The 22986-nt window shown below is 70.4% G+C and carries 25 protein-coding genes and 1 pseudogene; 3 read left to right on the top strand and 23 right to left on the bottom strand.

What is annotated here, in order from left to right; genetic code table 11:
• Positions 1-108: 108 nt before the first annotated feature.
• From Pla163_RS04325 to fusA, 3 genes are all read right to left on the bottom strand, one after another.
• Positions 109-3459: a S1 RNA-binding domain-containing protein gene (locus Pla163_RS04325; RefSeq protein WP_145184106.1), complete on the bottom strand. Its 3351-nt coding sequence runs from the start codon at positions 3457-3459 to the stop codon at positions 109-111.
• A 399-nt stretch (positions 3460-3858) separates the two neighbouring features.
• Entirely contained in the window at positions 3859-4896 is a 1038-nt protein-coding gene (locus Pla163_RS04320; protein ID WP_145184103.1) for an outer membrane protein assembly factor BamB family protein, read from the bottom strand.
• 158 nt (positions 4897-5054) lie between these two features.
• Positions 5055-7127 (bottom strand): elongation factor G, encoded by a 2073-nt coding sequence (fusA, locus tag Pla163_RS04315; RefSeq protein WP_145184100.1) that lies wholly within the window; start codon positions 7125-7127, stop codon positions 5055-5057.
• A gap of 395 nt (positions 7128-7522) precedes the next feature.
• Here fusA and Pla163_RS18720 point away from each other — a divergent pair, with 395 nt between their 5' ends.
• A complete protein-coding gene (locus Pla163_RS18720) occupies positions 7523-8431 on the top strand; it encodes a tetratricopeptide repeat protein (RefSeq protein WP_419186313.1) in 909 nt (302 codons plus the stop codon).
• Positions 8428-10545: a purple acid phosphatase family protein gene (locus Pla163_RS18715; protein ID WP_419186312.1), complete on the top strand. Its 2118-nt coding sequence runs from the start codon at positions 8428-8430 to the stop codon at positions 10543-10545. The genes Pla163_RS18720 and Pla163_RS18715 overlap by 4 nt, the downstream gene beginning before the upstream one ends.
• 33 nt (positions 10546-10578) lie before the next feature.
• On the opposite strand, the gene Pla163_RS04305 is transcribed toward Pla163_RS18715, so the two are convergent.
• The 3 genes from Pla163_RS04305 to Pla163_RS04295 all read right to left on the bottom strand — a co-directional run bounded on the left by Pla163_RS04305 (position 10579) and on the right by Pla163_RS04295 (position 12452).
• Positions 10579-11280 carry a VIT1/CCC1 transporter family protein gene (locus tag Pla163_RS04305; protein ID WP_145184094.1) on the bottom strand — a complete coding sequence of 234 codons (702 nt, stop codon included), beginning with the start codon at positions 11278-11280 and terminating at the stop codon, positions 10579-10581.
• A gap of 155 nt (positions 11281-11435) precedes the next feature.
• On the bottom strand, positions 11436-11807 hold the full coding sequence (locus Pla163_RS04300) for a VOC family protein (protein ID WP_145184091.1): 372 nt from the start codon (positions 11805-11807) through the stop codon (positions 11436-11438).
• A 66-nt stretch (positions 11808-11873) separates the two neighbouring features.
• Positions 11874-12452, bottom strand: coding sequence for a GNAT family N-acetyltransferase (locus Pla163_RS04295; RefSeq protein WP_145184086.1), 579 nt, complete (start codon positions 12450-12452; stop codon positions 11874-11876).
• A gap of 213 nt (positions 12453-12665) precedes the next feature.
• On the opposite strand from Pla163_RS04295, the gene Pla163_RS18710 reads away from it, so the two are divergent.
• Positions 12666-13157 (top strand): SEC-C metal-binding domain-containing protein, encoded by a 492-nt coding sequence (locus Pla163_RS18710; RefSeq protein ID WP_419186311.1) that lies wholly within the window; start codon positions 12666-12668, stop codon positions 13155-13157.
• 165 nt (positions 13158-13322) lie between these two features.
• Here the strand turns inward: Pla163_RS18710 and Pla163_RS04285 are convergent, their stop codons facing one another.
• From Pla163_RS04285 to Pla163_RS04210, 17 genes and pseudogenes are all read right to left on the bottom strand, one after another.
• Positions 13323-13553 carry a VOC family protein gene (locus tag Pla163_RS04285; protein ID WP_145184083.1) on the bottom strand — a complete coding sequence of 77 codons (231 nt, stop codon included), beginning with the start codon at positions 13551-13553 and terminating at the stop codon, positions 13323-13325.
• 21 nt (positions 13554-13574) lie between these two features.
• The gene (locus tag Pla163_RS18705; protein WP_419186505.1) at positions 13575-13988 is read right to left on the bottom strand and encodes a VOC family protein; all 414 of its coding nucleotides are present in this window, start codon (positions 13986-13988) and stop codon (positions 13575-13577) included.
• A 102-nt stretch (positions 13989-14090) separates the two neighbouring features.
• Positions 14091-14462: pseudogene (locus Pla163_RS18700) on the bottom strand (GNAT family N-acetyltransferase); the annotation flags it as partial.
• A gap of 131 nt (positions 14463-14593) precedes the next feature.
• On the bottom strand, positions 14594-14983 hold the full coding sequence (locus Pla163_RS04275) for a hypothetical protein (RefSeq protein WP_145184077.1): 390 nt from the start codon (positions 14981-14983) through the stop codon (positions 14594-14596).
• Positions 14984-15035: 52 nt separating this feature from the next.
• Positions 15036-15410, bottom strand: coding sequence for a DUF7079 family protein (locus Pla163_RS04270; protein WP_145184074.1), 375 nt, complete (start codon positions 15408-15410; stop codon positions 15036-15038).
• A 40-nt stretch (positions 15411-15450) separates the two neighbouring features.
• On the bottom strand, positions 15451-15831 hold the full coding sequence (locus Pla163_RS04265) for a GFA family protein (RefSeq protein WP_145184071.1): 381 nt from the start codon (positions 15829-15831) through the stop codon (positions 15451-15453).
• 29 nt (positions 15832-15860) lie between these two features.
• Positions 15861-16343 (bottom strand): cupin domain-containing protein, encoded by a 483-nt coding sequence (locus Pla163_RS04260; protein ID WP_145184068.1) that lies wholly within the window; start codon positions 16341-16343, stop codon positions 15861-15863.
• 19 nt (positions 16344-16362) lie between these two features.
• Positions 16363-16998 carry an SRPBCC family protein gene (locus tag Pla163_RS04255; protein ID WP_145184065.1) on the bottom strand — a complete coding sequence of 212 codons (636 nt, stop codon included), beginning with the start codon at positions 16996-16998 and terminating at the stop codon, positions 16363-16365.
• A gap of 58 nt (positions 16999-17056) precedes the next feature.
• Complete coding sequence (locus Pla163_RS04250) at positions 17057-17509, bottom strand: SRPBCC family protein (RefSeq protein WP_145184062.1); 453 nt, start codon at positions 17507-17509, stop codon at positions 17057-17059.
• 96 nt (positions 17510-17605) lie between these two features.
• Positions 17606-18385: a class I SAM-dependent methyltransferase gene (locus Pla163_RS04245; RefSeq protein WP_145184059.1), complete on the bottom strand. Its 780-nt coding sequence runs from the start codon at positions 18383-18385 to the stop codon at positions 17606-17608.
• A 240-nt stretch (positions 18386-18625) separates the two neighbouring features.
• Positions 18626-19015 (bottom strand): nuclear transport factor 2 family protein, encoded by a 390-nt coding sequence (locus tag Pla163_RS04240; RefSeq protein WP_145184056.1) that lies wholly within the window; start codon positions 19013-19015, stop codon positions 18626-18628.
• A gap of 168 nt (positions 19016-19183) precedes the next feature.
• Positions 19184-19897, bottom strand: a complete 714-nt coding sequence (locus Pla163_RS04235; protein ID WP_145184055.1) for a DUF2071 domain-containing protein — start codon at positions 19895-19897, stop codon at positions 19184-19186.
• 80 nt (positions 19898-19977) lie between these two features.
• Positions 19978-20196: a hypothetical protein gene (locus tag Pla163_RS04230; RefSeq protein ID WP_145184052.1), complete on the bottom strand. Its 219-nt coding sequence runs from the start codon at positions 20194-20196 to the stop codon at positions 19978-19980.
• Positions 20197-20292: 96 nt separating this feature from the next.
• Positions 20293-20832 carry an AAA family ATPase gene (locus tag Pla163_RS04225; RefSeq protein WP_145184049.1) on the bottom strand — a complete coding sequence of 180 codons (540 nt, stop codon included), beginning with the start codon at positions 20830-20832 and terminating at the stop codon, positions 20293-20295.
• A 1-nt stretch (position 20833) separates the two neighbouring features.
• Positions 20834-21373 (bottom strand): GNAT family N-acetyltransferase, encoded by a 540-nt coding sequence (locus Pla163_RS04220; RefSeq protein ID WP_145184046.1) that lies wholly within the window; start codon positions 21371-21373, stop codon positions 20834-20836.
• Between the two features lie 120 nt (positions 21374-21493).
• Positions 21494-22240 carry a YqjF family protein gene (locus Pla163_RS04215; RefSeq protein ID WP_145184042.1) on the bottom strand — a complete coding sequence of 249 codons (747 nt, stop codon included), beginning with the start codon at positions 22238-22240 and terminating at the stop codon, positions 21494-21496.
• A gap of 310 nt (positions 22241-22550) precedes the next feature.
• Positions 22551-22952: a VOC family protein gene (locus Pla163_RS04210; protein WP_145184038.1), complete on the bottom strand. Its 402-nt coding sequence runs from the start codon at positions 22950-22952 to the stop codon at positions 22551-22553.
• Positions 22953-22986 lie beyond the last annotated feature (34 nt).

Genomic DNA, 22986 nt, shown 5'->3' with positions numbered 1-22986 from the left:
GCCTGCGCCACGCGCCACGACGCGAACGGCTCCCGCCCCGCACTCAGCGGGACGGGAGCCGTTCGCGTGCGAGGCACCGTGCGCCGCAACGGCGCCGGCGTCTCGGGCTCAGGTCGTCGCGTTCGAATCGTCGGCACCGGACGCCGGAGCGCCCCGGTCCTTCGACTCGTCGGCGGACTTCGCCTTCGGCGCGGACTTCGCCTTCGGGGCGGGCTTCGCCGCCGGCTCGGCCGGTCCGTCGTCGCCCTTGAAGAACGACGCGAACGGGCTGTAGCCGGGCTTCGCGCCCTTGCCGAGCGCCGCCAGGTCCTCGCGCCGTGCGCCGCCGTCGCGTCCGCCGCCGTCGCGTCCGCGGCCGTCGCCGGGACCACCGCGCCCGCGACCACCGCCCGCTCCGCCGGGGCCACCGCGTCCACGGCCTCCGCCGCCGCGTTCCTCCTGTCCGGGCATCCCGTCGCGACGGGTGTGCGCGACGCGCGACAGTCGTTGGGGTTGGGGCCAGGCACCGCCGCCGCTGCGTTCGCCGCGACCGCGTCCGCCGCCACCGCCCGCGGCACCACCGGGTGCTCCGCCGCGCGCGCCGCGTTCGCCGTCCGGGCGCTCACCGCGACCGCGACCGTAGCTGCGACCACCGCCCTCGGGACGGCGTCCACGCTCGGGGCGCTCCGGCGTCGGGGCGTCCTTGATCGACAGTCCGATGCGTTGGGCGGACGGCTCGATCACGATCGCGCGCACCACCTGACCGACGGACAGGGCTTCGCGCGCGTCGCGGACGAAACGCGACGAGACGCGCGACACGTGGACGAGGCCTTCCTTGTCCGCACCGATGTCGATGAAGGCGCCGAAGTTCGTGACGGTCGTCACGATGCCTTCGACCGGCTGTCCCTTCTCGAGGCTCTCGGCCAGGGTGCCGGGCGCGAGCATCTTCGGCGGGAACAGGCGCGGACGCGGGTCGCGGCCCGGGTACGTGATCTCGCGCTGCAGGTCGCGCCAGGTGGCTTCGTCGATCTTGAAGTCCGAGCGCTTCAGCCCCTTGAGGCCGCCGTTGCGCGTGTAGACCTCGAGGAACGGACGCCCCGTCGCTTCGATCAGCTGGGAGGCCTGCTCGTACTGGTCGGGGTGCATGCTCGAACGGTCGAACGGATCGTCCGAGCTGCGGAAGCGGATGAAGGCGACGACGTTGCGCAGCGCCACCTCGTCGAACAGTCCGCAGTTCGCGAGCGCCGTGCGGCTCCCGAGTTCACCGGCGTCGCGCAGCTCGATCAGACGCGCCGCCTTCGCCCGGTCGATGCCGGGCAGGTGCGCGAGCTGTTCACGCGTGGCGCGCTCCATGTCGACACCGACGGTGCAGACGCAGGACTGGACGGCGTCGCGCACGACGCGCTTGGCGGCGGCCTTGGTCAACAGACCGGTGCCGGTGCCGATGCCCCAGTGGCGCGGCTCGAGCTTGAGCAGCTCGGCCATCGGATCCTGGAGTCGTCGTGCGAGTCCTGTGGCCATGCGGCCGGGAACGGTGACGTCGGGTAGGTCGCGGCGCGCGCTCTCCGAGTTGGCGTAGGCCGAGAGACCGACGTCGTTGACCACGGTCACGACGGCCTCCGCACCGAGGGTCGAGACGGCCCGACGCACCTTCACCAGGGCGTCGCGCGTCCCGCGGCCCGCGGCGAGCGCGACCCACTGCACACCCGTCGGACGCAGCACGTCGGCGAGCGCTTCCGCGAGATCGAGATCGTCCTTGCCGGCGACCTGGATGCGGACCTCGGGCCCGAGCAACGCGCCGTTCGGATCCACGGCCACGACGGTCATGTCGCCGCGGGCGTCGATGTCGATGCCCGCCGCCGGACGCGGGCCGAGCGTCGGCGCCATGAGCAGCTGGCGGATCTGGCCGATCAACAGGCGCGTGGCCTCGTCGTCGGCGCGGACCTTGAGGTCGAGGCGCAGGTCCTCGTCGAGGACCGGGCGCAGGCGGCGCGTCCAGGCCCGCCAGGCGACCACGTCGAGAACGCGATCGAAACGCGGATCGGGGCGCACCGAGAGCGCCGCCTTGATCTTCGGCAGGACGTGCTCGGCGGCCACTTCGAACGAGACGTGCAGCGCGCGCTCGCGCTGGGCCTGGCGCAGCCCCAGGAGGCGGCTGCCCTGGAGTTGGCGCACGGGCGTGTCCATCTTGAGCAGGCCCTTGTGGCGCTTCGTCCGCTCGTCGTTCGAGCCGGCGCGCGTCTTCACGATCGCGTGGCGACGCATGATCTTGCGCAGCTGGGCCCGCAGCTCGGCGTTGCGTCCGAGTCGGTCCGAGAGCACGCGCATCGCACCTTCGAGCGCGTCGCGTTCGCTGTGGACGTCGTGGTCGGGAGCGACGAACTCGGCGCAGGTGCGGGCCAGTTCGGCGGTGACCTCGAGCGGCGGTTCCGTGGCGGACACCGGGGCCGGCGACGCCTTCGGAGCACCCTTCGTGCGCTTCGGTTCGGTGGCCTCGGGCGCCTTCGTGGGCGCATCGGTGACGGCCTCGGCTCCCGTTCCGGCTTCGGCGTCCACCGCAGCGCTCGCGTCGGCCTGCGGTGCAGCGTCGGTCGTTTCGGTCGTTTCGGCGTTCGCATCGGGGTTCGGTGCGTCCGCGGCCGGGGCTTCCGAGTCCGCGGCCGGGGCTTCCTCGATCGGCGCCGCGTCGGTCGCGGCGACTTCCGTCGGTGCGGCCTCTTCCGCCACCGCATCCGCCACGGCCTCCTCGGTCACCGCCCCTTCGGTCGCCGCCTCAGCGCTCGCCACGTCCGTGGTCGCCGCTTCCTTCGCAGCACCTGCGGACTTCGGCAGGGTCGTAGCGAGTTGATCGGCCAGCCCGCCCAAGCCCCGATCGAGGGCCATCTGGACCTCGGGCTCGGGCTGGCGGTACGGCAGGTACAGATCCTCGAGCACGTGGCGATCCACCGTGGAACGCGCCAGCTCCATCACGCGCGACGACACGCCGGCCGCGCCCTCGAGCGTGCGCAGGATCGTCCCGCGGCGCCGATCGACGTCGTCGAGTTCCTCGAGGCGTTGCACGAAGCGCCGCACCAGTCCTTCCTGGGGCAACTGCGTGCGCGCGCGATCGAAACGGCCGAGGAACGGCGGCTCGAGTCCGAGTCCGAGCGACTCGACCAGGTGATCGACCGCTTCACGCGTGATCGAGAACTCCTGCGCGAGCGCCTTGCGCGTGACGTCGGACGCCACGGTCGGAAGCGTCACTTCCTCGGTGGGCTTCGCCACCGCGGGCTCGGTCGCGGCCACGCTGGTCGCGGGCGCCGGCGCGTCGGCCGTCGCGTCGGCCGCTGCCACGGGGCGAGCGGGATCGGGTCCGGCGGGATCGGTGCCAGCGGAATCGGGTCCGGCGGAATCGGTACCGGCGGACTCGACAACAGCGGGAGTCGGCTTCGGCGCGTCGGACGGATCGGTGTTCGTCTCGGGGGAGGGGGAGTCGGTCACGGCATTCCTCGAGAATGGATCGACCTGCGAAGGGCAGGTCGGCGCGGCCCCGACAGTGGGGGCCGATCGCCTATCGGGTCGGGGGCCGCACATGGTACCGGGCCGCCGCCGTCCCGGCGTCAAGCTCGCATCGAGTCCTTCCGTGGACTCGCGGTACCCCGCTCGCGGACGAGGGACGGATGGTTCGTGGAGCGCTCGCCCACCGACGAGCGACGCGCGTCGAGCGACGAGCCCTCGCCGCGGCGCGGGCGCACCGCCACACCCCCGCCAGCCATCGATGGGTGGAGGTTCCCGGCGCCCGCGCGGCGTTCGCGCCCGCAGCACGCCACCCGTTCGGGAGCGGACGAGGCGCGCCGGTGGTTCGCGCGCACTCGCGAGTCGCCGCGCACGAGCGCCCTCTCAGTCGGGCAGCTCGAAGACCGAGACGCGATTCTCCTCGGCCACCATGAACGCCCCGCTGCGCACGTCCCACGCGATCGCTTCGTCGAGACCTGGAACGATCGCTTCACCCAGCTCGCGACCGGTCGTGAGATCGAGCACCGCCAGCGACGTTCCGCGGCCGACGTAGACCTTGCCGGAGTCGACGCGCAACGTGGCTTCGTCCTCGCTCGCCGGCAGTTGGCGGAACCAGGCGGGCTTGCCCGGCGCGTCGACGGAGTAGCACACGAGGCCCGGGCCACCGGTCGAGTCGAGCCCGTCCAGACTCGACAGGTCGTCGTCGTCCTGGGTCTCGGTGAGGCGCGCCAGGACGAGCTCGCGGGCCAGCTCCATCGGCAGACTGGCTTCGAGCGACTCGACCGGCAGGACGAAGCGCCCCTCCCCCGCCGCGATGCCGTAGAAGGTCCCAGGCCGCGGTTCGAACAGCGTGGCGCGCGCCTTCCCCTTGGCGACGTCGACGGCGACCAGACCCTGATCGCGCGACCCCTTGCGCGAGAAGGCGGCCAGGTACACGTCGCCGGCGCGCACCGCGGCGTGGAAGCGCGCGCCCATCATCTTGAAGCTCCAGGCCGGCGACAGCTCCTCGGTGTCGAGCGCCAGCAGCTGACCGGGACAGACACAGAGACAGAAGTCGGCGTCGACGAGCGCTTCGTCGAACTCGGGCACGTGCTCGATGCCGAGCAGCTCTCCGGTCGCGGCACTCATGCGCACCATCGCGTGCCCCGACTGGGTCGGACCGAGCACGACCAGGTCGCCGCTGGTGGTGAAGCCAGCGCCGAAACCGCGGCCGTACCCGACCTCGCACGGCGAGTGCCACAGCGGTTCACCGGTCTGGCGATCGAAGGACCCCACCTTGCCGGGGATGACGTCGTCCACCCACTTGCCGCCGGCCGGGAAGTCGTAGGCGTGGACCGCGACAGGACCCTTGCCCGCGACGGCCACACCGTCGACCAGGGACTCGATCTCGCGGCTCCAACGACGTCGTGCACTGCGTGTCATCGGCGCATGGTAGCGACGCTCACGCCCGATTCGAGCGCGCCCCGGCGCGAACGGGCGCCGGAGACGCGAACCGGGCCGCGCCCCTCGCCGAGGAACGCGGCCCGGTCGGGCCTACTCCGCACGCGCCGACGAGGGCGCGGCGGATCGGAGACAGCGGATCACTCTTCGCCGGCGAGAACCTTCTTGGCGATGTTCGTCGGCACCGGGCGGTACTCGAACAACTCCATCGAGAAGGCGCCGCGCCCCTGGGTCGCGCCGCGCAGGCTGGACGAGTAGGCGAACATCTCGGCGATCGGGACGAAGCCCTTCACGACGCGCAGTTCGCCCTGGCTGACGACTTCACCGACTTCACCGCGACGCGAGTTGAGGTCACCCACCACCGCACCGAGGAACTCCTCGGGGACGCTGACGTCGATCTTCATGATCGGCTCGAGCAGGGTGATGTTGTTCTCGTACGCCTGGCGGAAGGCCAGCATGCCGGCCTGCTCGAAGGACAGTTGGTCGGAGTCGACGTCGTGCGCCTTGCCGTCGTACAGGGTCGCCTTGACCCCGACGAACGGGTAGCCGGTGCGACCACCGCCGTTGACGGCGTTCTCGAGGCCGTTCGCCACGGACGGGATGTACTCGCGCGGCACGTTGCCGCCCTTGACGCCGTCGACGAACTCGAACGTCTTGGTCGGGTCCTCGGTCGGTTCGAAGCGCACGCTGACCACGGCGAACTTGCCGCGACCACCGGACTGCTTGACGAAGCGGGCCTCGGTGTCGACGTCCTTCGCGAGACGCTGCTTGTAGGACACCTTCGGCTTGCCGGTGATGACCTCGCACTTGTGGTCGTTCTGGATGCGGTTGACGAGCACCTCGAGGTGCAGCTCGCCCATGCCGCTGATGACCAGTTCGCCGGTCTCTTCGTTCGTCGTGGCGCGGAACGTCGGGTCCTCGCGCATCATGCGGCCGATGACGTCGGACAGCTTGTCGCGGTCCTTGTTGTCCTTCGGCTCGAGGGACATCGCGATGACCGCGTCGGGGAACACGATCTTGTTGAGCACGATCGGATCGTCCTCGGAGCAGAGCGTGTCGCCGGTCACGGTGTTCTTGAGACCGATGACGGCGGCGATGTCGCCGGCCTCGATGCGATCGAGCGGCTCGCGCTTGTCGGCGTGGACGCGCAGGATGCGGCCGATGCGCTCGCGCTTGGTGGTGCGCGGGTTGTAGTAGGTCGTGCCCTTCTCCATCACGCCCGAGTAGACGCGGATGAAGGTGAGGTCGCCGGTCGGCTCGGCCACGGTCTTGAAGGCCATGGCGGACATCGGCTGGTCGTCGGCCGCCTTGCGCGTGATCTTCTCTTCCTCCGAACGCGGGACCATGCCTTCGATGTCGGGCAGGTCGAGCGGGCAGGGCAGGTAGTCGATGACCGCGTCGAGCAGCAGCGCGACGCCCTTGTCCTTGAGGGCCGAGCCACAGAAGACCGGGGTCAGCTCCATCGCGAGCGTGGCCTTGCGCAGCGCGGCGCGCAGCATGTCGGGCGGGATCTCGCCGTCCTCGACGAAGATGTCGAGCATCTCCTCGTCGAACTCGGCCGCGTCCTCGCAGACACCGTGGCGGCGGATCTTGGCCTCTTCGAGAAGGTCGCCCTCGAGCGGCTCCTCGTTCATGAGCTTGCCCTTCGAGTCCTCGTCGAAGACGTAGTACTTCATGTTCACGAGATCGACGATCCCGTTGAACTCCTTCTCCTTGCCGACGGGGAACTGCAGCGCGACCGGACGGGCGCCGAGACGTTCCTTGATCGTGCCGACGCAGTAGTCGAAGTCCGCGCCCGTGCGGTCGAGCTTGTTGATCAGACAGATGCGCGGGACGCCGTAGCGGTCGGCCTGGCGCCAGACCGTCTCGGACTGGGCCTCGACGCCCTGCACGCCGTCGAACACGGCGCAGGCTCCGTCGAGGACGCGCAGACTGCGCTCGACCTCGGCCGTGAAGTCCACGTGGCCGGGGGTGTCGATGATGTTGACCGAGTAGCCCTTCCACTCCGTCGACGTCGCCGCCGACTGGATGGTGATGCCGCGCTTCTGCTCTTCCTCGAGGAAGTCCATGGTCGCGCCGCCCTCGTGGACCTCGACCGTCTTGTGGATCTTGTTCGTGATGAACAGGATCCGCTCGGTGACGGTCGTCTTGCCCGCATCGATGTGGGCCATGATGCCGATGTTGCGGTGAGCGGTGAGGCGTTTGACGCTCATGGACGAATGCGGGGTCGGGTCCGATCGATCGAAGGATCGGACGGGGGTCGGACGGGCGCGACGGAGCGTCGCTGCCACGCGTGGAATGAAGTCGCGCGAGCCCTCGAAAGGGACTCGGAGCCGAAAAAGGGTAGCGGCGCGCGGCGCGGCGTCAACGTCCGGGCCGGTTCTGACTGTCGCGGATCCGGGTCGACAGGTCGCGAGCGCGCGCCGCGACCGGGGCTGGAAGCGGCGACGAGGTCCGCGCTGGAGCGGATGGACGGGGCGGGCGGGCGCGATCGACCCGCGTCCACCCCGGTCCGAGGGGAGCCCTTCGCGGGACGCGCAGCGACCAACGTTCGAGCGCCGCGACCGACCGAATTGCGGGTCCTGGGAGGGACGGATAGGGTTCGGGGATGGTCGCGCGCGCACCCTTCCGACGGTTCGACCGCCTCCCCACCCGTGCCCGCGCGATCCGACTCGGCTGGCTGTTGACGGCGCTCCTGTGTTGGGGCGCCCTGCCCGGGAGCTCCGTGGCGCGGGCCGCGGCCTGTGCGGCGCCGTTCCACGAAGGTCTCGAGGAGGCGATCGAGCGCGTCACCGCCGAGCTGGCCGAGACGCCGGACGCGGCCGACCTCTACCTGCGGCGCGCCGGGCTCGAACGCCTCCACGGCGACTTCGAGGCCTGCGCGGGCGATCTCGAGCGCACGGGCGAGCTCGAACCCGACCTCCCGGGCCTGGCGCTCGGGCGCTCCCGGTTGGCGCGAGCGCTCGGCGCGGAGGCGGAGGCCCTCGCGTGGGTCGACATCGAGCTGCGGTCCGAGACGCTCGGGCCCGACCTCGCCTTCGAGGCCCTCGAGCTGCGGGCCGAGCTGCTCGGATCCGCGGGGCGCCCCGCCGACGCGCTCGCCGCCTGGACGACCTTGATCGACCTCCACCCGGCACCCTCGCCCGACTGGTTCCTGGCCCGCGCCTGCTTCCAGGAACCCGAAGCGGCCGTGCGCGGTCTGGACGATGGGCTCGCGCGCATCGGCGACTCGATCTCGCTCCTGCTCGCGGCCTGCGACCTCGAAGAGGAGCTCGGACGCATCGACGCCGCCTGCTCGCGCCTGCAGAAGGTCGCCGACTCGAGCGCGCGCCCCGAGAACTGGTACGCGCGTCAGGGCGACCTGCTCGCGCGCGCCGGCCGCCCCGCCGAAGCGCGCGAGCGCTACCTGGCGGCCCGCGCCCGCCTGCAGGAACGGCCTCGCCAGCAACGACTCACCGCCTCTGCCCGGCGACTCGCCACCCACATCGACACCGCGCTCGCGGAGCTTCCACGATGACACGTCCCTCGGCTCGGCTCTTCGCGTCGGCGTCGGCATGCGCGTTCCTCTTCGCGGCGCCGGTCGCGCACGCGCAGATCGTCCCGAGCGGCGCCGTCTGGAGCTACCTCGACGACGGCAGCGACCAGGGCAGCGCCTGGATCCAACCGTCGTTCGACGCCAGCGGTTGGGCGACCGGGCGCGCGCAGCTCGGCTACGGCGACGGCGACGAGTCCACCGTCGTGGGTTTCGGTGGCGACGCGAACGCCAAGTTCGTCACCACCTACTTCCGGCGCGAGTTCCAGGTCGCCGATCCCGCCGCGGTGAGCGTGCTGCGCGTGCGGCTGCTCGACGACGACGGCTCCGTCGTGTACGTCAACGGCGTCGAGGCCCTGCGCAACAACCTGCCCGCGGGTGCGATCGGTCACACGACCCTCGCAGAGGTGGCCCAGGGCAGCGCGGAGGAGAACCTGTGGGGCGACCACCTGATCGACCCGAACCTCCTCGTCCAGGGCACGAACGTCCTGTGCGTCGAGATCCACCAGGCTGGCCCGACGAGCTCCGACATCAGCTTCGACCTCGAACTCCTCGACGCGCTCCCGGCCGTGCTCACGCGCGGGCCGTACCTCCAGCTGCCCGGGCACGACCGCATGACGCTGCGCTGGAGCACGTTGGCCGCGACGTCGAGCCGCGTGCGCATCGGGACCAGTCCGGGCGCGTTGACGAACACGTTCGACGATCCGACCGCGGTGCTCCACCACGAAGTCACCGTGACCGGCCTCGCTCCCGACACGCGCTACTACTACGCGGTCGGCGACGTCGCGCAGGACATCGCGGGCGACGACGCCGACCACTGGTTCGAGACGGCGCCGCCGCCCGGGACGAGCCACCCGACGCGCGTGTGGCTGCTCGGCGACTGCGGGACGCACAACGCCGACCAGTTGGCGGTGCGCGACGCGTTCCTCGGCTACGCGAGCGCGGCGCCGGCCGACCTGATCCTGTTGCTCGGCGACAACGCCTATCCCGAAGGCACCCAGGAGCAGTACCAGAGCGCCATCTTCGACACCTATGCGGCGACGCTGCGCACGACGCCCGTGTGGTCGACGCGCGGCAACCACGAGACGCTGCCGTCGGTCTACTACGAGAACTTCACCTTCCCCACCGCCGGCGAGCTCGGCGGCCTCGCGTCCGGCACCGAGGCGTACTACTCGTTCGACCGCGCCAACGTCCACTTCGTGTGCCTGGACTCGCAGGGCAGCGACCTGACGCCGACCGGGCCGATGGCGACGTGGCTCGCGGCCGACCTGGCTTCGACGCTGCAGCCGTGGATCGTCGCCTACTGGCACCACCCGCCCTACACGAAGGGCTCGCACGACTCCGACGGGACCTCGCCGACGGCGCAGCTGATGGTGGACATGCGCGAGACGTTCCTGCCGATCCTCGAGGCGGGCGGCGTGGACCTGGTCTTCTCGGGGCACAGCCACGCCTACGAGCGCAGCTATCTGATCGACGGGCACTACGGCTACTCGCCCACGTTCTCGGCCGCGCTGCACGTGGTCGACGGCGGCGACGGCAACGTGCTCCACGACGGCGCCTACGCGAAGACCACCGCCGGTCACGAGGGCGCGGTCTACACGGTGGCGGGCAGCTCGGGCAAGACGACCGCGGGACCGCTCGACCACCCCGTGATGCTGGTGAACGAGTTGACGCTCGGGTCGGTGGCGCTCGACGTCGACGACGACCGGATCGACGTGCGCTTCGTCGATTCGACGGGAGCGGTGCTCGACCACTACACCCTGGTCGCGGCCGTTCCGAGTCCGCTGCTGTCGGCGACGGCCTTGACCGCCGGACAGGGCGCGACGTTCTCCGTCGCGAACCTGTTGCCGGGTGAAGGCGCGGTGATCGGTTACTCCGTCTGGGGCGGCGGTCCGTCGCCGAGCCCGTTCGGACCGCTCGCACTGACGCCGCCGACGCTGCTGCTCACGGCCGGCTTCGCCGACGGCAGCGGGAACTACACCTTTGGGACGGGCGTTCCGCTGGGCACGGCGGGCTTCGACGTGTGGCTGCAGGCGCTGGTGATCGAGACGAGCGGCGCGGCCCTGTTGACGAATCCGCTCGCGCTCACGATCCAGTAGCGCGCGGGCAGCGGTCGCGGCTGGCGCCGCAGCTCAGATCCCGACGGCGCCGAAGAGCGAACCGATCGCGGCCGTCGCCACCATCGCCAGCGCGCCCCACAGGGTGACGCGCCCCGCGCCGCGCAGGATGGAGGCTCCGCCCACGCGCGCCGAGATGCTGCCCAACAGGGCCAGGAAGGCGAGCGAGCCGATGGCGACGGTCGTCGCGAGCGACGTGGTACCCGCCAACGCCGTCAGACCCAGCGGGAGCCCAGCTCCCACGGCGAACGCGGCCGCCGAAGCGAGCGCGGCCTGGACCGGTCGCGCCGTATGCACCTCGCTGAGGCCGAGTTCGTCGCGCGCGTGAGCCGCGAGCGCGTCGTGTTCGGTCAACTGCACGGCGACCTGGTGCGCGAGGTCGGGAGTGAGTCCGCGCTCGATCCAGATGCCCGTCAACTCGACGAGTTCGGCCTGGGGTGTCTCGACGAGTTCGCGCTTCTCACGCTCGAGGTCCGCGTTCTCCGTGTCGGCCTGGGAACTGACCGAGACGTACTCCCCCGCCGCCATCGACATCGCGCCCGCCGCGAGACCGGCGACGCCCGCGACCAACACGTCCGCGCGCTCGCCACCGGCCGCTGCGACGCCGATCACGAGGCTGGCGGTCGAGACGATGCCGTCGTTCGCACCGAGCACCGCCGCCCGCAGCCAACCGATGCGTTCGGAGAAGTGGCGTTCGCGGTGGCGGTGCGGAGTCATGGTGCGGATCGGGGGTCGGTGCGAGCTGCGTTGGATTGTCGGTACGGCGTCAGGCACGAAACTGCCACCTGCCGCCGATGACGCTGCGAATCGCAGCGTCATCGGCGGCAGGTGGCAGTTTCGTGCCTGACGCCGTACCGACAATCCAGCGCAGCTCAGACGTGCTGGTCCACCAGGATCTGATTGCCGTCCGGATCGACGACCACGAAGCTCGCGGGACCGGTGGTCGACTCGTCGGCCTCCATCACGGGCACCACGCCGTCCGCCTTCAGCTGCTTCTGCAGATCGCGAACGTCGGTGAAGGCGTCGAGCTTCCGGGCGCTCTGGTCCCAGCCCGGATTGAAGGTCAGGATGTTCTTGTCGAACATGCCTTCGTACAGACCGATGATGTGATCGCCGTTCTTGAGGATCGAATAGCGCTGTTCCGTGCCGCCGTGGAATTCGACGAACCCGAGCTTCGCGTAGAAGGCCTTGGAAGCTTCGAGGTTCGCGACCGTGAGACTGATGGAGAAGGCGCCGAGGTTCATGGGGTTCGGTGGGATCGAGTTCGATGTGTCGTCCCGAGAGCGATTGCGGGGAACGGCACGTGCAGTCTAGTCCGACCCGAGCGCTGCGGACCGCTCCCACCGCTCGCGATCGATCCGAAAGCGCTGGGCCTCGAGCCCGTCGATCTCGACCGTGCCGTCGCGCTCCATGCCGACCTTCTCGAGCACACGGATCGACCCCGCGTTGGCCGGCAGCACGAAGCCCGCGATCCGCTCGAGACCGATCGTCTCGAACCCGTAGCGCAGCGATGCGCGCCCGGCCTCGGTGGCCAGACCCTGGCCCCAGTACTTCGGCAGCAGTCGATAGCCGAGGTCCGTGGCTCCGAGGTCCGCCATGTACTTGAGCCCGCTGAAGCCGATCAGCTCGCCGCTCTCGCGCAGGTAGCAGCCCCAGCGCCCGTAGCCAACCGTGTCGAAGTCCGGGTAGTCCGCGAGGAAGCCGCGCAGTTGCTCGACCGACTCGGGCGGCGTCTCGTGGGTGTAGCGCATCACCTCGGGATCGCTCTGGATCCTGAAGAACGCTTCAGCGTCGTCCGGCACCATCTGGCGCAGGAAGAGCCGGGCGGTGGTCGGTCCGGTGCGGTGGTCCGCGCCGCCGCTTCGGGACGCGTTCGTGTCGTTCGTCATGGAAGTGGTCCTCGTGGCTCGCGCCGCGCGGGCGGAGCGTGTCGGATGCGGCAGCGTTCGAGCGCACGCCTCGCTGTCGAGCCCGGGCGCGGCGCGGTCCGACGGATGCACGGCCAACGGTGCCGCGGTCCCGCGCGGTGCGGGCGAGCGGCGCCCGCGACGAGGATGCGAACGCGCGGCCGACGGGGCAACCGACTCGGGTATCCTCCGCCGATGGTCTCCCGACAGGTCGCCCTCGATGTCGCCAGCTTCCTCGACTCGCCCCAGGCGCGCGCCCTCACCGGCGTGCCCGACGCCGCGCGCCGCCGCATCGCCGAGTTGCTGCTGACGGTCGCCTACGACGAACTCGGCGCCCAGCCGCGCCTGTTCGACGGGGACGCGATCCGCGCCGCGCTCGGCGATCTCCTGCCGCGCCACCTGCGGCGCAAGGATCCGCTCGCCGAGCACGTCCCCGCCGTGACCATGGCCCTGTTCGCCTGGGTCGAGGACGGCGAGGTCGTGCCCCACGCGTTCGAGCTCAACCACGGGATGGACGACGCGCTCGACGCATTCCGCACCGCCGTCGACTCCGGACACCTCGCCAATCAGGCCGCGTCCAAGCCCGAGACCGTCGTGCACCAGGCCCCCAAACTCGGCCGCAACGACCCGTGCTTCTGCGGCAGCGGCAAGAAGTTCAAGAAGTGCTGCGGAAAGCAGGACGGGTGACGCGCGCCACCGGCGCGTTCGTTCACACCACCTGCCAGAGCCCGTGCTCGATGCCGCCGAGCTCGTCGATCGCGGTGCGGCCGTGGCCGTTGCCGACGAGGTCCATGGACGGGAGCAGGACCCTCGCTCCGCGGCTCTCGGCTCGAGCGACGGCCAGGTCCAGGTTCAGGTCAGTTCCGCGACCCTGACGTCCATCCGCACGACCGGACTCTCCTGCTCGTGCATCGGAACGCGAATCCCGATCCGCGACCCGCTCGGCAGTTCGGCGACGACGGCTCCTCCGAGCAGCGGGTCGGGCTCCGCGAACGCGGCGCCGAACGAGTCGGTGTAGAGAGCGCGCGTGCCGTCCACGTCGGGCGTCACGATCTCGATGGAGTGCAGAGGGGAGTGGTCCATGGTGGTCGGGTTCGTTCAGGTTCAGACTTCGTGGGTACTCAACTCCGCCGTCGTGATCACCGCTTCGATGCGGTGCCCGTCCGGATCCACGACGAAGCAGGCGTAGTAGTCGGGGCCGTAGTGTGGCCGCAGCCCGGGCGCGCCGTCACTCATGCCGCCGTGCGCGAGTGCGGCGGCGTGGAACGCGTCCACGGCCCGGCGACTGCTCGCGGAGAAGGCCAGGTGCGAGCCGGCGCCCGGAGCGTGTGCCCCGTCGTGCTGCTTGATCGCGAACCGGTCGCCCCCACCCGCGCTGCCGTAGCCCACCGCTTGGTTCGACTCGCCGGGCCGCAGGTCGCTCCACACGCGCACGAACCCCAGCGCTCCGAGCACGGCGTCGTAGAAGCCCGCCGAACGCCCAATGTCGCGGACGCCGATCGAGAGGTGGTGGAGCATCGCCCCAGGTTCCGGGCGCACGTCGGATTCGACGGCTGCGACGTCGGCCGCGAGCCGCTTGAGCAACACGGTGGTCGTCGAGACGGGCACGTATCCCGCACGTGCGTGCGCGGCGAGACTCTCCGGGTAGTGCTCGGGTTGCGTGTCGGAGAGCAACGTGTCGATCCCGCGGTGCAGCGCCCAGTCCTCGACCGCTTCGAGCAGATGCGCTCCGTGGCCTGCGCCGCGCCGGGACGGCGAGACGAACCACCCTTCGACGAACGCGTACGTGCGCGGGGTCGCCGTTCTCGACGAAGCCTCGACGAAACCGATCGCACCCGCGTTCGCCTCGCGCGCGAGAAATGCCACCTGGTCGTCCGCGTCGAGCAGCGCGCGGGCCTCGTCGCGGAGCCGAGCGAGGTCTCCCCCCCACAACGCGTACCGGAGCGCGGTCCAATCGTCGAGGTCCTCGGGCGTCGCACGTTCGATCTCCATCGCGCCATGCTAGCGCCGGCCGACGCGAGCTCGTCGCGCGCCGGGGGTGCGAGCGAACGCCGCGCCTCAGCGATCGGAGCAGGACTTCGTCGCATGGTCGCGAGCGTCTCTCGCGGTCACCGAGTCGGTTGCTACCACAACCAGATCGGAGGCGAATGCGGGTCGTGCGCGAGGAGTGCGAGCGTCTGGATCGAAGCCACGAGCCCGATGCCACCGAGCGCGCCGGCGACGCGCGCGCGCGAGAGCCCCGCCGGCGCCCGCCGCGACCCGACGAGGTCGAACACGAGCCATGCGATCAGCGCCGCGTCGATCACGCTCGTGAGCGTCAGTTCGAACGTCGAGTAGATGCGGTACGCCTCCGGAGCGCCCGCGCGCGGCACCCGCGCCGTGGACATGAGCCACGAGAACCACAGGGACAAGAGCTGGGCGTACACGACCGTGACCCACACCACCGGACGCAGGGGCGGCGTGAACACGGCCACGTGGCGGGTGCGGTTCCGAAGTTCGGTGAAGAGCTGCATGGAATTGGTCCACTGCGTGCCGCCGCGCGTCGTTCGATCCGAGCCGAACGCCTCACCCGTGCTGCGAACCGCGGAGCCTCGCAACCTCGTCGAGCGTAGCGCGCCAGTCCGCGGACGGGGCGTTCCAGCTCGCGACGAGACGCTTGGCGCGGCTCGCGGGCTTCGCGACGACATCGAGGATCCGCGCTTCCAGCCAGTCCGCGTCGAAACCGGCCCACTCCCCCGCCGGCGAGGCCAGATTCGCACCGCACACCGGCAGCACCTCGTCCTTGAACACCTGCTCGAGCTCGTCCAGCGAGTACGGCGACGCGGCGAGCGTGCGCGCGCGACTCGCGAGCGTGGCCCGTGGGTCGTCGTCGAGGAAGAGCGTCGCCAGCGCGGTCCACACGGGTCGGCGGTTCGCGAGGTCGTCGGAGGGATGGTCCATGGGTGATCTGCGCGACGTCGAGCGCGCCGGTCGGTCCGTCTCAGTGCGCGTTCTGCTGCACGCCGTCACCGAGCTCGTAGTAGTCGCCGCGGTCGGCCACGTGGATGTGCAGGGCGAGCCGCACCCCCGTCGGCCCGTCGAAGGCCCCCATCGCGATCGCCAGTGTGTCCTTCTCGATCGGGTCCCAGAACAGCTGGGCGCCGCAGGTCGAGCAGAAGCCGCGGCGCACGCTCTTCGACGTCGCGAACCAGGTGACCGCGTCGGCGCCGTGCACCGTCACGTCGGCGCGGCGCACGTCGGTCGAGGCCCAGAAGTGCCCCGACAGCTTGCGACAGCGCGTGCAGTGGCAGGCATCGGGCGCGAACAGTTCGCCGGCCACTTCGAAGCGGACGGCGCCGCACAGACAGGATCCGGTGTGCATGGTCGAGTTCGAGGAGAAGTGCCGCGCGCTCATCCGTACGGCGTGCCGTCCTTGTGGAAGAAGGCCCAGCGACCGTCGACCTGGCGCGCTTCGAGATCGTCGTCGGGATAGATCGCACGGTCGCCCGGCGTGCGGTCGCCGATCTCGAGGTACACGACGTCGCTCGCGGTCTCGTTCAGGAGTCGGTGCCCGTCGCGCGTGCCCTTGGGAAAGCCAGCGCACATCCCCGGCTCGAGCGGCGTCGGGCCGGCGTCCGTGTGCAGCGTCGGTCGGCCTTCCAGCACGTACACGAACTCGTCCTGCAGCTCGTGCGCGTGGCGCAGCGCGGACGAAGCGCCGGGTGCGAGGCGCGTCAGGTTCACGCCGAAGTTCGTGAGTCCGAACAGGTCGCCCAGCTGGCGCTTCACGCGACCGTCCATACGAGCGGCGAACGGCGCGGGGTAGGCGGAGGGCTTGGTGCGCGGAGCGACGTCGGCGGCGCGGACGGCCACGGGAGGCTTCGGGGTGGACATGGTTCGTGCCGATGCGAGCTCAGTCTTCGAGGTACTGCTTCAATCCGGCGTAGAGCCCCTCGTTCGCCGGCACGAAGAAACTCATCAACGCGTCGTACTCCGGGCTGTCGCGGTAGCCGAGGCCGTACGAGGTGATCTTCGTCCGCTCCGGTGCCAGCGCCTCGAACAGCACCAGGTTCATCAGTCGCCCCGCGTCCTGCTGCATGACCTCGGGCCAGTTCTGGTCGAGTTCGGCCTGCAGGGTCAGGACGCGTTCGGGCACGAGGTTCAGGATGTGCAGCGTGTTCGTGCCGGGGTCGCCGATCGCCGCGCCGGGCGCGTAGTTCGTGCGGATGGTGCCGCCCGCGCGCAGATCGATCTCGACCACCGGAGCCGCCCATGCCTGCCAGCCCGCTTCCGTCGTGTAGGCCGCCCACACCTGCGCGACCGGGGCGTCGACGAACACGGTCTGTTCGACGATCAGGTCCTCGGCAGCGGTGCGGACGATCCGGCTCACGATCGCGTCGGTCGCGGAGGGCTCGTCGGACGCAGCGTCCGACCCGGATGGCCCCTGGCACGCCGCGAACAGGATCACGGCGCCGAGCGCCCCCGCGCGGGCGAACGCAGATGCGAGGACGAGCGAGGGGCCGGGCGAGGTCGAAGTGGGAGCGCTCATGCGGCGATGCTAGCGCGCCCCCGCGCCCGAGCCGTCTTCACAGCCCGGGCGGCTCTCTTCAGGGGGCGTCCGGGATCTCCGGCTCGACCAGACGCGCCAAGAGCGACAGCGACTCCTGCCAGCCGGCGTAGCAGAACTCGACCGGAATCGCGGCGGGGATGCCCTCCTGCACGATCGTCAGCTCGACGCCGATCGCGACCGGCGCGATCGAGATCGTGACCTGCATCTCACCGGTCAACTGCGGATCGTCGAAGCGGTCCGTGTAGCGGATGCGACTGTGCGGCGTGAGCTCCACGTAGGTCCCGCCGAACGAGTGGCTCGACCCGGTGTTGAAGTTCGTGAAGGACATGCGGTAGCCGCCCCCCACCCGCGCGTCGGCCTGGGTGACCGCAGCGGTGAACCCGTCGGGCGGGAGCCACTTCACCATGGCTTCGGGCTCGAGGAAGGCGCGGTACACGCGCTCGGGCGTCGAACGCAGCACGCGGTGCAGGCGGACGGTGTTGGTGGTCATTGGATTCGATTCACGGGGCACTGGTTCCGGAGCAATGCAGTGAACGGTGTCGGAGCGTGGTGCTCGGCGAACGATCTCGCACTCCGCGCGCACACCTCACACCATCCGCGGCCGTCCGATCGCGCGCACCACCGAGGCCTGCCCTTCCGTCGCCGCGCCCACGTCCCAGTCGTAGCCGGCCGCCCCGGGGACGGACGCGACGATCCGCTCGAGCTCGTCCGGTGTGTAGGTCCGCAGCACGGACACGACCCCGTCCCACATGATCAGCAGCGGCACCACGGGGATCAGGTAGGTGAACAGGATGCGCCGCAGCGAGAAGGGTCGGATCGCCCACGACAGGAGCAGCACGAACACCGGCGACAGCGCGAATCGGATCAGGTGAGCGAGGTCTCGCTGTTGGAACTCGAACACCGCGATCGGCCGTCCCGCCGCGACGGCGTTCGCGAAGATCGCGCGCACCTGGTCGGGACGGAAGTGATGTAGCGAGAGGAACTGGGTGCGCACGCCGTCCAGGTCGTCCGGCACGTCGAGGGCGTCCACCGGCTCGGTGCGGATCTCGATCACCTCGGGCGCCGAGGCCGCGGCCACGCGCAGGGCCGAGAGGTTCGGATAGCGATCGGTCAAGGTCACGCGCAGGTCCGGGTGGCTCTCGCGCAGCGCGGGCGCGAGCGTCCCCCACGGCCCTCCGCCGCCCGACGCGAGATCGACGATGCGCGTCGATCCGGTCTCGGTGAGCAGCCGATCGAGCAGCGGCACCACCGGCGCGGACATCTTGAACAAGGCGACGACGAACCGCAGGTAGTCGGTCATCAGGTCGCGCAGCGTCGCGGGGAACCAGAACTGGTCCTCCCACTCGAACAGGTGCAGGCGTCTCATCGGGGTGGATCGTCCGGGCCGGCTCGGTGGATCGAGTGCACTCGAGTCGGCGGCAAGAGGGTGTCGCGTGGGACGACGCGTGGCCGTCGTCGAGGAGGACGGCCTTCGGGTCTCGGCCAAGGATCCGGGGCTCTGCGCCGCGCCGCGCCACCGCGAGCGTCGTCGCCGGGTCCAAGAGCGCCAGCGTGCACGCGCGGTCACGGAGCAGCGTCGACCGCGGCCCTTGGAACATCGGTTCGACTAGCCCATCGGCTCGCGGTGCACGAACGTGTCCGTGTACTGCTCGAGGCTCGCGATCACGCCGTCCGCCAGCTTCCACACGTGCGCGAAAGGCGCGGCGAAGCTCTTGCCCGTGGGCGAATAGGTGCCGCTGTAGGTGCCGAGCGCCACCACGGTGTCGCCCTGGCTCACGAACTCGCGCGGCACGGCCGTGAAGTCCTCCCACTCGGTGCCGAACCGCATGAACACGTTCTCGAGCACGGCGTCCGGTCCGGTGTAGACGCCGCCGTAGGGCCCGCCGGCCATCTCGGTCCAGTGCACGTCGGGGGCGAGCGCATCCAGGACGCCGGGCACGTCGCCGGCTGCGAATGCGGAGTAGAGGTCGCGGACGATCTGCGTCGGGTCGGTCATCGGACGGGAGGCTGTTGGTCGGAAGAGGTTCGCCGTTCTACGCGAACCGTACGCGATCGACGGCGCGGTCGGAACACGTCGCCGACGCCGTGCGCAGCAGGTGTTCCGGCGCGCCCCCGCGGCACGCCGGAACGACCACGCGCCGGCGCCCCCACCGCGACGCGCAGCTCAGGAACACACGCAGGCGAGCCCTTCCTGTGCACGCCACTCGTGCTCGATGTCCCGCATCAAGAGGCCGCTGTCGAACTCGACCGAGCCGGCGGGGAACAGCGCCGGATCGCCGAAGTAGCCCGAGGTCTGCGACCGCACCTCGAGCGGCACCATGTTCCATTCGCGCGTCCACAGCTCGATCGTGTCCAGCGTCGACGGATCGGAACCGGGCGACCAGCCGATGCCGCCGCCGCGGAAGAAGTCGGACGCGCTCTCGAGGTCGGGGAAGATTGAGTCGCCGGAGAGGGTGCGCGAGACTTCGGCTTCGACCGCCACGACCGTCGCACCTTCACCATCCGTGACCCGCACGTCGTAGCGCTCGCCCTCGACGTGCACGCGGAAGTCCGAGTAGCGGTAGGCACCGGGGAACAGGCGCCCGCCCGCGAGCTGGTTGATGCGCGAGCCCGTGTCGCGCCGCGGGACGTACACGCCCTCGCCGCCGGCGTGCGTCACGGCGATCCGATGGGCGGCGTTGTGGCTGCTGGTGCCGACGATCGCCGGAAGTCCGCGCGGTCGCATTCGGCTGAGCGACACCTGGCAGATGCCGCCGATCCCCCAACCGTCCACGAGCTTGGGTTCGAGCGGTGCCGGAAGGATCCGTCGCAGCGCCTTCGGATCGATGCGGTAGTTGAGGAGGATCCGATGGTCGATCACTCCGGTCATGACGTCCATGGACTCGCTCCCTGTGGTCGACGTTCGGGGCCGCGGGGCGGCGAATCGATCGGCTCACCGACGTTCTTCCCCGGCGCACGTCAGTGCGGGCGGAACTCCTCGCCGATCCCGTCCACGAAGAGCTCGACGCGGCCACAGCGGGGGCACACGTACACGTCGAAGTGCTCGCGGTTGGTGAACAGCTCTCCCAGTTCGCCGAGGACGCCCCAGCGGGTGCCCTCGTGGAAGCGCTTGGTGCCCACGTAGTCGAGAGGTGTCGTGCAGCGCGGGCACTGCATGGGTCCGTCGAGATCGCTCATGGTGCCATCGATGGTAACGGCGCGGCGACGGGAGGATGGAATCGAGCGGATGGCGTCGCGATCCGGCTCGCTCGCGCTGATCGGGACGCCCGCCCCTCAGCCCGCGCCGCCGCCGATCCTGGCCCGCTCCTCCGCGCCCACCTCCGACGTGAAACGGTGCTTGGGGCCATCGAACCCGTCGAACAGGCGGCGGTGCGCCATGGCCGAGAACGCGTCGGTGCGCTCGGCGTAGCGGCCGACCCACTCGAGCAGCATCGGCAGGTTCCGGTCCTGCTCCTGTGGCGACGGGTACTTGTGCGGCTCGAACGGTCGCCGGCGGCAGTTGGCTCGGCAGGCCTCGATGCCGGGGTCGAGGAACACGAACTCGGTCGCGCGCGGCAGGACGAGCTCGAGCAGATCGGCGTAGCAGCCCTCGACGATCCAGTCGTCGTGCCCGTCGAGCAAGGCATCGATGCGCGCGGCGCTGTCCGCGAGGGCGCGGCGCGTCGGTGGCGCACTGCCGTCCTCTCCCGCGCCCCCCTCCTCCCACGCGACCATGTCGAGATCCACGTGCGGGCAGTCGAAGCGGGCGGACAGCGCTCGCGCGAGCGTCGACTTGCCAGAGCCGGAGTTGCCGGTGATCAGGATGCGGGGCATGTCATGCGGTGTCGAAGCGAAAGCGGACCCGCGGTCCCCAGGGATGATCGATGGCCGTGTCCTCGCTGAACCGCTGGGCCGTGAACGTCCCGATCGCCCGGCGCCAGAACGCGATGGCCCTGACGTTGTCCACCCAGGTCACGATCTCCCACGATCCTGAATGGCGTTCGAATCCCGCGATCGCCGCGCGCTCCGCGACTTCGGTGCCGCGGTACGCGTGCAGGACGAAGAACTCGTGCACGACGAAGTCCGCGTCGATGCCGCTAGGCAGGCGGTCGCGCGCCGCGACGAAGTTGAAACCGGCCGGTGCTCCATCCACCTCGATCAGGTACGGAAAGAGCGATTCGGGATCGTTCCACCACGGTCCGAGCGAGTTCGCGTGTTCGTCCAACGAGACGACGCCTTCGTCCGAGTTGAAGATGCCGTGCTGGTTCGGCGCCGTTCGCTCGAAGGCGGAGACGTCGTGCTGGTAGAGCGGCCAGAGGTTCGTGATCACCTGGGCGCGGTCTGCGGTCGCGAGTTCGAGCTGCACGTTCGTCATGGGTCGGTGAGTGAGGCCGTCACTCTCGTGGGCCACAGGCAACAAGGTGCAGGCGAGCGCATCTCGTACATGCGCCGTGCCGTTGCGACCATCTGGCGCTCGCCGCTCGCGCAGGTCCGTTCAGGTGCTGAGCCGCTCGAGGTTCCACACCGCCACTTCGATGCGCTTCGCGAACAGCACCGACTCCGGCGCGCCCTCGACGGTGAGTCCGTGTGGCTCGAGCAGCCGGTTCTCAGTGATCTCGATCTCCGCACGTTGCAGCGGCCACGGGTGGTGATGGATCTGGCCGGTGAAGAGGCGGCCGTCGGGGCTCTGCGCGAAGAGCTGGTAGCGCTCGGTCAGCCAGTGCTCGAGCGACCCGGGCTGGGCCTCGAACACCTCGCTCGTCGGTCGGTACGTCGCGGCGAACTCGGCGCGCTCCCGCCCCAGGTGTCGACGCGAGCGGTAGTGGTAGGTGCCGTCGCGCTCCTCGCACCGCATCGACGCCCAGCGGTACGGCAGGTGGAAGAACGTCCGCGCGGCCCAGACGGCGAGGGAGTTGGACGCGTCGAGACTGAAGAACCACACGCCCGGCCGGCCCTCGTGCTCGACGTAGATGCGCAGGTTGAGCTCGGGGAAGTTCGAAATCCACGGCAGGCTCGGCAGCTGCCGCAGCATCACGCCGCGCATCCGGAACGGCACCACGCCGATCCAGGACGAACCGTCGAACTCCTGGATCTCGAGTTCCGGCGGCACGAGCGGTCGCAGCGCTGCCGCGTCGATCCGCCAGTGCGCGAACGCGAGGTCGAGCCACGTCTGCCGCCAGTCGTTCGGGCGCTGTGGGTGCGGCCAGGGCCGGTGGTCGGTGCGCGTGAAGGCGGGGTGCATGGTGGTTCCGGCCCGTTCTCGAGCCGCGCCCGTCAATCGGGCGCGTCCAGTTGCTTGGCCGCGTGCTTCGCGCAGGAGTCCTCCAGCGCGACGAACTCCTAGCAGCCCGGATGCAGGCACGCGTAGGCACGGGTCGGACAGCGGCGCCCGCACGCGAGGCACATCCACGAGTCCTCGGCGGGATGGGCCCCGCCCGTGCCGCAGAACGGGCACGTGCTCCCGCCGCGTCGGGCGCGCTCGGGGCCGGGCTCAGGAGGCGTTGGATCGATCACGTTGCGTGGTGTCGGACTTCGAACGGTCGCGCTCGACTCTACTCCCCCTTCCCGTCGTCCATGAGCGCCGGCTCCCACAGCTCGACCTTGTTGCCGTCCGGGTCGATGATCCACGCGAACTTCCCGTTCTCGTGCGTCTCGGGTCCGGCGTGGGTCGGAACGCCCTTGGCCTCCAACTGCGCCAGCAGCTCGATCAGGTCGTCGACGCGGTAGTTGATCATGAAGGACGACTCGCTGGGCGCGAACCACTTGGTGTCCGCGTCGGCCACGTGCCAGACCGTCAGGCCGCGATCCTCGGCCGTGTCGTCGGGCCAGCGCAGCACGGCACCACCCCACTCCGCGAGGTCGATCCCGAGATGCTCGGCGTACCACGCGGCCAGCGCGCGGCTCTCACCACGGGCCTTGAAGAACACGCCGCCGATTCCTGTTACTCGTGCCATGGTTCGTCGTCGTTGGTCGACCCGCTGGTCGAAA

The sequence above is a fragment of the Rohdeia mirabilis genome (genome assembly GCA_007750655.1).
In the GTDB taxonomy this organism is placed as follows: domain Bacteria; phylum Planctomycetota; class UBA1135; order UBA1135.
The sequence above is the reverse complement of the archived record's forward strand: the minus strand, read 5'-3'. Positions and strand labels throughout refer to the sequence as shown.